Origin of the sequence: Pseudomonas sp. AU12215 (genome assembly GCF_001675465.2) — a bacterium.
Lineage (GTDB): Bacteria > Pseudomonadota > Gammaproteobacteria > Pseudomonadales > Pseudomonadaceae > Pseudomonas > Pseudomonas nitroreducens.
On record NZ_MACM02000066.1, the window covers coordinates 1 to 7,550 of the forward strand.

6 protein-coding genes are annotated in these 7,550 nt (G+C 61.0%); all 6 read left to right on the forward strand.

The window, feature by feature from the left end:
• Nucleotides 1-40: 40 nt before the first annotated feature.
• The 6 genes from A9513_RS13750 (at nucleotide 41) to tssH (ending at nucleotide 7,472) form a co-directional block, all read left to right on the forward strand.
• Nucleotides 41-427 carry a type VI secretion system tube protein Hcp gene (locus A9513_RS13750; protein ID WP_083196113.1) on the forward strand — a complete coding sequence of 129 codons (387 nt, stop codon included), beginning with the start codon at nucleotides 41-43 and terminating at the stop codon, nucleotides 425-427.
• 98 nt (nucleotides 428-525) lie between these two features.
• Nucleotides 526-1,344: a type VI secretion system accessory protein TagJ gene (locus A9513_RS13755; protein ID WP_024763003.1), complete on the forward strand. Its 819-nt coding sequence runs from the start codon at nucleotides 526-528 to the stop codon at nucleotides 1,342-1,344.
• Complete coding sequence (gene tssE, locus A9513_RS13760) at nucleotides 1,341-1,889, forward strand: type VI secretion system baseplate subunit TssE (RefSeq protein ID WP_024763002.1); 549 nt, start codon at nucleotides 1,341-1,343, stop codon at nucleotides 1,887-1,889. The genes A9513_RS13755 and tssE overlap by 4 nt, the downstream gene beginning before the upstream one ends.
• The gene (gene tssF, locus A9513_RS13765; protein WP_024763001.1) at nucleotides 1,889-3,757 is read left to right on the forward strand and encodes a type VI secretion system baseplate subunit TssF; all 1,869 of its coding nucleotides are present in this window, start codon (nucleotides 1,889-1,891) and stop codon (nucleotides 3,755-3,757) included. The genes tssE and tssF overlap by 1 nt, the downstream gene beginning before the upstream one ends.
• On the forward strand, nucleotides 3,754-4,812 hold the full coding sequence (tssG, locus tag A9513_RS13770; protein ID WP_024763000.1) for a type VI secretion system baseplate subunit TssG: 1,059 nt from the start codon (nucleotides 3,754-3,756) through the stop codon (nucleotides 4,810-4,812). Before tssF ends, tssG begins: the two co-directional genes overlap by 4 nt.
• Nucleotides 4,809-7,472, forward strand: a complete 2,664-nt coding sequence (gene tssH / locus A9513_RS13775; protein ID WP_024762999.1) for a type VI secretion system ATPase TssH — start codon at nucleotides 4,809-4,811, stop codon at nucleotides 7,470-7,472. Before tssG ends, tssH begins: the two co-directional genes overlap by 4 nt.
• Nucleotides 7,473-7,550: the final 78 nt, after the last annotated feature.

Consider the following 7,550-nt stretch of genomic DNA (forward strand, 5'->3'; position numbering starts at 1 on the left):
GATCGTGACGCGCTCTGTGGCGCTGAGTTCGTGATAGGACATGGGGCAACACCTTACCGAAATGGTCGGGTGTTGCACTCAGTTTTTGCGGCCGCCCAGTTTCAATGACCTCAACGTCGTGGCACGCCTCGACAAAGCCGCACCAGCCATCATGAAGTACTGCGCCAGCGGAAAGCATATTGGCACGGTCGAAATTTCCGTCTGCAAGGCCGGCGGCACGCAGATGGAGTACTCCAAGTTCACCCTCGAAGATGTATTGGTGACATCGGTTAGTTATACCGCTGCGCAAGACGGTGACGCTCTGCTGGTGAACTATTCGTTCCAGGCAGGAAAAGTCAAGCAGCAGTACTGGGAGCAGACCGCCCAAGGTGGAAAAGGGGCCGAAAACCTGGTCGCCTGGAACATAAAAGAAAATCGGGAGGCGTAATAGCCAGGCTGGTCACTTGAAGCTTATTTGACATGCAAAAAGTTCCGGGTGACCGGCCAAATCTATCGCCATCCAGTACTTTAAAGAGCAATCAGTCCATGCATTTTCAATTCGCCAACATCAACAGTCTGGAAAATCTCCTGGCGGAACAGCAAGAGCGCGTGCGTCGGGCTCCTACTGCAGCCACCGAGCGCTTTCGTTTATTCCAGGTGATGTCACTACTTGGCGACTGGAACAGTGCCGACCGGCAATTACGGCATGCGCTGGACTATGACGCCTCACTGCTACCGATGATTCGCAGCTACCAGCTTATCGTCGAGGCGGAACTACAGCGCGCCCGGAACTGGAAAGGCGAACAACCGGTGAAGTTGGATAACCCTTCCCATGAGGAATGGGCGCAGCGCCTGGCAGCGGATAGCGCGCTCATCGATGCCCCTGAACGTCTGGCGCAAAGCCTCGCCGAAGCGCCCGCATTACGAGGCGAAATTGACATTGCCGTGGAAGGCAAGCAGCAACTACGCACCGAAGCCTTCCAGTGGATAGCCGACGGTGATTGTCGACTCGGTCCAATGCTGGAACTGATTGGTCAGCATGGCTACTACCGAATGCCATTGACCGACGTGCGTGAGGTCGAGATTTCCGCGCCTCAAAGTGGCTGTGATCGACTTTGGGCACGCGTCGCCATTACCCGCAACAGCGGCGATCGGTTGCGCGCAACGATCCCGGTGCGTTACGCCGGCGACTATGGAACACAATCCACTGCCCTCTTATTGGGCCGAGCAACCAGCTGGTTCGCCCTGGGGGACGAAACGCTGCAGCTCTTCGGAGGGGAAGGACAGCGCATGTGGATTACCGAATCCGGCGAGTACGCATTGCTCGACGTTCGGGCCATCCGGTTGTTCGGAAACGCCAAATGATCCTCCTGGGCCCCCGCGACATCAGCCAGGTCGATACCGGCGTGAATGCTCCAGCACGCGAGCGGTTAAGGCCTGCTCTGCTGGATCGCCTGACTGACGAGGCTCCGGAACAGCGCTGGGAAGCGGCGGGACAATTTCTGGCCAACGAGCGCCTGTACCGAGACTCGGTGCTACGTGATCTGCGCTGGTTGTTCAATACCAGCAGCACCGCGCCGCTGCCCAGCGGCAATCGAATGCGGGCTCTGCAGAGCTCCGTGCTCAACTATGGCATTCAACCGATGGCGGGCCGGCGCATGTCGGAGATCGAGTGGCACAGCCTGGAGCACGAAATCCGCCGGGCGATCAGCCTTTTTGAACCACGAATCATCGCCAACAGCCTGGAAGTACGCTGTGTGCACGGCAATGACGCTCTAGCCCATCACAACCGCCTGGCCCTGCAGATTCGCGGATTGCTCTGGTCGGCCCCCTATCCACTGGAATTCCTCCTGCGCAGTGAAATAGACCTCGAAAGCGGGCAGGTTAACTTGCTGCCCGAGGGCTCGTGATGGACAAGCTGCTGGAGCTCTACAACCTCGAGCTGAACTATCTACGCGAGTTGGGTGCTGAGTTCGCCCGTAACTATCCCAAGGTTGCGGGTCGCCTGGGACTTCAGGACAACGAGGTCACTGACCCCTACGTCGAGCGCCTGCTGGAAGGCTTCAGTTTCCTTTCAGCGCGTATCCAACTGAAGATTCAAGCGCAGTTTCCGCGCTTCACCCAGCAGTTGCTGGATGCAGTCTGTCCGAATTACATGGCACCCCTGCCCGCCATGACGGTGGTGCAGTTCGAACCCAACTACACCGAAGGTAGCCTGCTTTCCGGCTTCCGCTTGCCCGCCGGCACCGCCTTGCGCTCACACTTGATCCGCAACGAGCAGACTGCGTGCGAATTTCGCACCGGCCATGATTGCAACCTGTGGCCACTACGCATTATCGAAACCGAGCTCAGCGCCGGTATGCCCGATCTGCCCCTCGCCGTACCGACACAACAGCGCGTGCAAGCCTCTTTGCGCATCCGTCTGCAAGCCTGCGGAGGCGCGAGGTTCGCCAATCTGCCACTGGACCGTCTGGAGTTCTTCGTTGGCGGCGATCTCGTGCAATCCACGCGGCTACTGGAGCTGCTCCTGGCCGGCAATAGCAGCGTGGTATGCCTCGACCCCCATCAACCAACGCTTGCTGGCCATACGCTCACCGGTACGCCCCTGCGTCATGAAGGCTTCGCCCCCGAGCAGGCCCTGTTGCCCTACGGACCACGAGCATTCCAGGGGCATCGACTGTTGCACGAGTACTTCGCCCTGCCCGCACGTTTCCACTTCTTCAGCATTGGCGGCCTGGCCAAGATTCTGCCGAAGGTCAGCGGTGACGTGCTGGATATCATTGTGCTACTGGATCGCCATACTCCGCAGTTGGAAGCTCTGGTCGACCGCAATAGCCTCAAACTGTTCTGTACTCCCGCCATCAACCTGTTTCCCAAGCGCGCTGATCGCGTACCGGTCTCACCGGGCAGCCACGAGTATCACGTCGTGCTGGATCGCACCCGGCATCTGGATTACGAGGTTTACGCCATCGAGCGAGTGCAAGGGCACCTCAGCTCCAACGGGGAGCCCCAGGAATTCCGCCCGTTGTTCTGCTCCTACAGCAGCGACACCGCCGGAAACTTCGGCGCGTACTTCACTCAGCGCCGTGAACCTCGCCTGCTGTCCAGCACGGCACAACGCCATGGCAAACGCACCAACTACCACGGCAGCGAAGTGTTCCTGTCATTAGTGGACCAGCGGCAGGCGCCATTCGCCGATGACCTGCAGCAACTCAGCGTCGACACACTCTGCAGCAACCGCGATCTGCCCCTGCTGATGGCGCAGAACGTCGAGAGCGACTTTTCGCTGAAGGTCTCCGCGCCAGTGAAGACCACACGCATGCTCGTTGGCCCATCCCGCCCTTATCCAGCACTGGCGGAAGAAGACTCTGCCTGGCGGCTGATCAATCACCTGGGAATGAACTACCTGCACCTGACCGACTGCGACAACGAGCAGGGGGCCGCCGCTCTACGTGAGCTGCTGTCGATCTACGGCGAATTGGGCGACCCGCTCGTGGCTCGGCAGACTCAGGGGTTACGCAGCTCGGCACTGTCGCCCATTTACAGGCGCCTGCCGCAAAGCGGTCCAATCGTTTACGGCCGTGGTCTGCAGGTGCAGCTGACCGTCGATGAGGCCGCTTTCTCCGGTGCCAGCCCGTTCGTTTTCGGCGCCCTGCTCGAACAATTCCTTGCCCGCCACGTCGGTATCAACAGCTTCATCGAACTAGCCTTGTGCAGCCTGCAGCGAGGCGACATCGCCACCTGGCAACCACGTATCGGCAGGAGGCCGACGGTATGAGCCAGCCAGCGAGCAACACCCTGCATGAGCGCAGCGCTCGCCTCTGGCGAGAGCTCGAGGCCGCACCGCAGAAGCATGACCTGTTTCAACTGCTACGCCGGGTCGATGCCCTGAGCGACGAAGCCCCGTTAGGCAGCGCTGCCCGCCCGCGAGAAGAACCTCTACGCATCGGCCAGGAACCGAGCCTGGCGTTCGCTCCGGGCGAGATCGTCGACGCCCATGCCGATGGCGAACGTCCGCGCCTATCGATCCTCAGCTTCGGCCTGTTCGGTCCGAATGGGCCGCTGCCACTGCACCTCACCGAGTATGCCCGCGAACGCAAGTACCACCACAAGGACGCGACCTTCACCGCCTTCGCCGACCTATTCCATCATCGGCTGACTTTGTTGTTCTACCGTTCCTGGGCTCAAGCACAGGCGGTGGTCGGGCTCGACCGCGGGGAAAACAGCTTCGCGCATTATCTGGCGTGCCTGTTGCAGCTTGGCGGCAAGCCCCTGCACAAGCGTGACTCGTTGGCAGGCCACGCCAAGCTCGCGGTGGCCGGACACCTGCTGCGGCAGACGCGCAATGCAGAAGGGCTCGTACAGATCCTGCGGGGATATTTCGGGATTCCGGTCGCTCTGCGGGAAAACGTCGAAGTCTGGTCCAGATTGGACGAACACAGCCAGATGCGTATCGGCCGCCACGCCAGCCAACTGGGTGCTGGCCAGTTGCTAGGGCGCGGAGCACGTGATGCGCAAACCCGATTTCGGATCATCCTGGGACCTCTGCCCTGGGCGCGTTACCGCGACTTTCTTCCTGGCGCTATCGCCAGTCGCCAGCTACGCGACTGGGTCCGGCAATACGTAGGGTTCGAATACGACTGGGATCTGCAAGTGCTCCTCCAGCGGGACGCGATCCCCAGTGTACGCCTGGCCGGCCAAAGCCAGATTGGCTACGGCTCCTGGCTGGGCCAAAGGCCCAGCTCCGAAGACGCCGCCGACCTGCTCTACGACCCCGAACGCTATTGGCGTGCTCAGGACACTACTGCCCATTATCCGGAGAGCCCTCAATGAGCGACATCAGTCGTCTTTCCCTATTCGGCCGCCTGAGCCCACTACTGTATCGCTCGCTGGAAGGTGCTACGGCCTTCTGCAAGCTAAGGGGCAACCCCTATGTGGAGTTGTCACACTGGTTGCAGCAAGTGCTGGAAGAGCCCGGTAGCGATCTGCGCTGCGCTATCACCCACTTCGACCTCGACGAAGGGCGTCTGCGTCTAGACCTGCAGCACGCGCTGGATGCCCTGCCCCGAGGCGCCAGTTCGGTTTCCGACTTTGCCGAAATGATCGACCTGAGCGTCGAGCGAAGCTGGGTCTATTGCAGTCTGCTCTTCGAGGCTCCGCGTGTGCGCAGCAGCCACCTGCTGCTCGCCTGCCTTCGCCAGAGTAGCCTGCGTTCGGTGCTGCTGGGCATCTCCGGGCAATTCGGCAAGATCCTTCCGGACCTGCTTATCCAGTCACATGACTCGATCTTCGCCAACTCGCCAGAGCAGCCGGCCCCGGATGATCTGCCGCAAGTGCCGTCCGGCACCGAGGCTGGAAGTGCCCTGCAACGTTTTGCCGTCGACCTGACCGAGCGTGCTCGACGCGGCGAACTGGACCCTGTTTACGGACGTGATGAAGAAGTCCGGCAGATGATCGACATCCTCATGCGCCGGCGACAGAACAATCCCTTGCTCACAGGGGAGGCCGGTGTCGGCAAGACGGCCATCGTCGAAGGCCTGGCCATACGACTGGCCCGGGGGGACGTACCGAAAAAACTTCAAGGGGTGCGCCTGCAGGTACTCGACCCGGTATTGCTGCAGGCCGGGGCCGGTGTAAAAGGCGAATTTGAGCAACGCCTGAAGCAGGTAATCGACGAAGTAGAGAACAGTTCCACCCCGATCATTCTGTTCATCGACGAGGTACACACCCTTGTCGGTGCCGGTGGCACTGCAGGCACCGGCGATGCCGCCAATATGCTCAAGCCGGCGCTGGCCCGTGGGCGCTTGCGCACCATCGGCGCGACAACCTGGAGCGAGTACAAGAAGTACATCGAGAAGGATCCAGCACTGTCGCGTCGCTTCCAGGCCATCCAGGTCGCGGAGCCCGAAGAAGACTCTGCCATCGAAATGTTGCGCAGCCTGGTCCCGGCGCTGGAAAGTCACCACGGCGTACTGATTGAGGACGCCGCGCTGCAGGCTGCCGTACGTCTATCGCACCGCTATATCCCGGCCCGGCAATTGCCGGATAAAGCAGTCAGCCTTCTGGATACCGCCTGCGCGCGGATTGCCATGACCCTGGCCAGCGATCCGGTAGAGTTGGAGCACTGCCTGCGCCAGCTCGAACTCTTGGAGATGGAGCGGCAGATTGCCGAACGTGAAGCGAACTTGTGCCTGGGCGACACTCAGCGCCCCTCGCAGATCTCCGAGCGACTCGCTGAACTGCGCCTGAAAGCCGACGTCCTGCAACAGCGCTGCGCAGAGGAGCGGCTCCGCGTACAGCGAATTCTCCAATTGCGCGAAGTTCTGAGCACGTCCGATATCGAGCCAGGCGAGCGCGCCGATCGACAATTCGAGTTGACCAGCCTGCAAGCCGCAGAGCACCGCAACGAGCCAGTCCTGCTGCGTTCCCAGGTCGACCCACAGACAGTAGCTACGGTGATCTCCGACTGGACCGGCATCCCCCTGGGCAACATGGTCCAGGACGAAGCCGAAGCCGTCCTGACCCTGTCGGACACTCTGCGCCGACGCATCATCGGCCAGGACGCCGGCCTCGAAGCCATCAGCCGGCGCGTACGCACCGCACGCGCACGTCTGGACGATCCGAACAAACCGATCGGCGTATTCCTCCTCTGCGGTCCTTCCGGCGTCGGCAAGACCGAGACGGCATTGGCGCTGGCCGAGTCCTTGTATGGTGGCGAGCAGAACCTGATCACCCTGAACATGAGTGAGTTTCAGGAATCCCATACAGTCTCCACGCTGAAGGGTTCGCCACCCGGCTACGTCGGCTACGGCGAGGGCGGCGTGCTGACCGAGGCGGTGCGCCGGCGCCCGTACAGCGTGGTGCTGCTCGATGAAATCGAGAAAGCCCATAACGACGTTCACGAGCTGTTCCTGCAGGTCTTCGACAAAGGCTGGATGGAAGACGGCGAAGGTCGGTATATCGACTTCAAGAGCACCATCATCCTGCTCACCACCAACGTCGGCAGCGAGCGCATCGTCGGCCTCTGCGAAGACCCCGAGCTGACACCCGCCACCGAGGCACTGGCCAATGCCATCTACCCGGACCTGCGCAAGGTCTTCCCTGCTGAGTTGCTTGGCCGCCTGGTTCTGGTGCCTTACCTGCCGCTCGACGGCGCGAGCCTTGGGCGGATCATCCGCCTGCAACTGGCGCGCATCGGCAAGCGCCTGCAACAGCAGCACGGCCTGGAGTTCGACTACACCGAAGCCTGCATCGAGCTGATCGCCCAGCGCTGCACGCGCCTCGAAGCAGGGGGCCGGATGATCGAGGCAATCCTCAGCCATGACGTGCTGCCTGAACTCAGCCAGCTCGTGCTGACCAGCAAAGCGGACGAAAGACAGCGAACCATCCACCTCACCGCCGAGGCCGGAAATTTTCATTTCGGCCTCGGAATACCGAAGCAGCCTTACGCCATGGAATCCGATGAATTGATTCCATCAGAGGTATCGATATGAACCGTATCGTCACGCTTCAAGGCACATTCAGCGACAGCGATGTGCGTTTCCGCTCTCTGCGCGGCAAGGAGTCGCTGT

What these genes read in the sequence shown, in the direction of transcription:
- tssF (WP_024763001.1), top strand. Translation starts at nt 1,889, where the DNA reads ATGGACAAGCTGCTGGAGCTCTACAACCTCGAGCTGAACTATCTACGC.
- A9513_RS13755 (WP_024763003.1), top strand. Translation starts at nt 526, where the DNA reads ATGCATTTTCAATTCGCCAACATCAACAGTCTGGAAAATCTCCTGGCG.
- A9513_RS13750 (WP_083196113.1), top strand. Translation starts at nt 41, where the DNA reads ATGGGGCAACACCTTACCGAAATGGTCGGGTGTTGCACTCAGTTTTTG.
- tssG (WP_024763000.1), top strand. Translation starts at nt 3,754, where the DNA reads ATGAGCCAGCCAGCGAGCAACACCCTGCATGAGCGCAGCGCTCGCCTC.
- tssE (WP_024763002.1), top strand. Translation starts at nt 1,341, where the DNA reads ATGATCCTCCTGGGCCCCCGCGACATCAGCCAGGTCGATACCGGCGTG.
- tssH (WP_024762999.1), top strand. Translation starts at nt 4,809, where the DNA reads ATGAGCGACATCAGTCGTCTTTCCCTATTCGGCCGCCTGAGCCCACTA.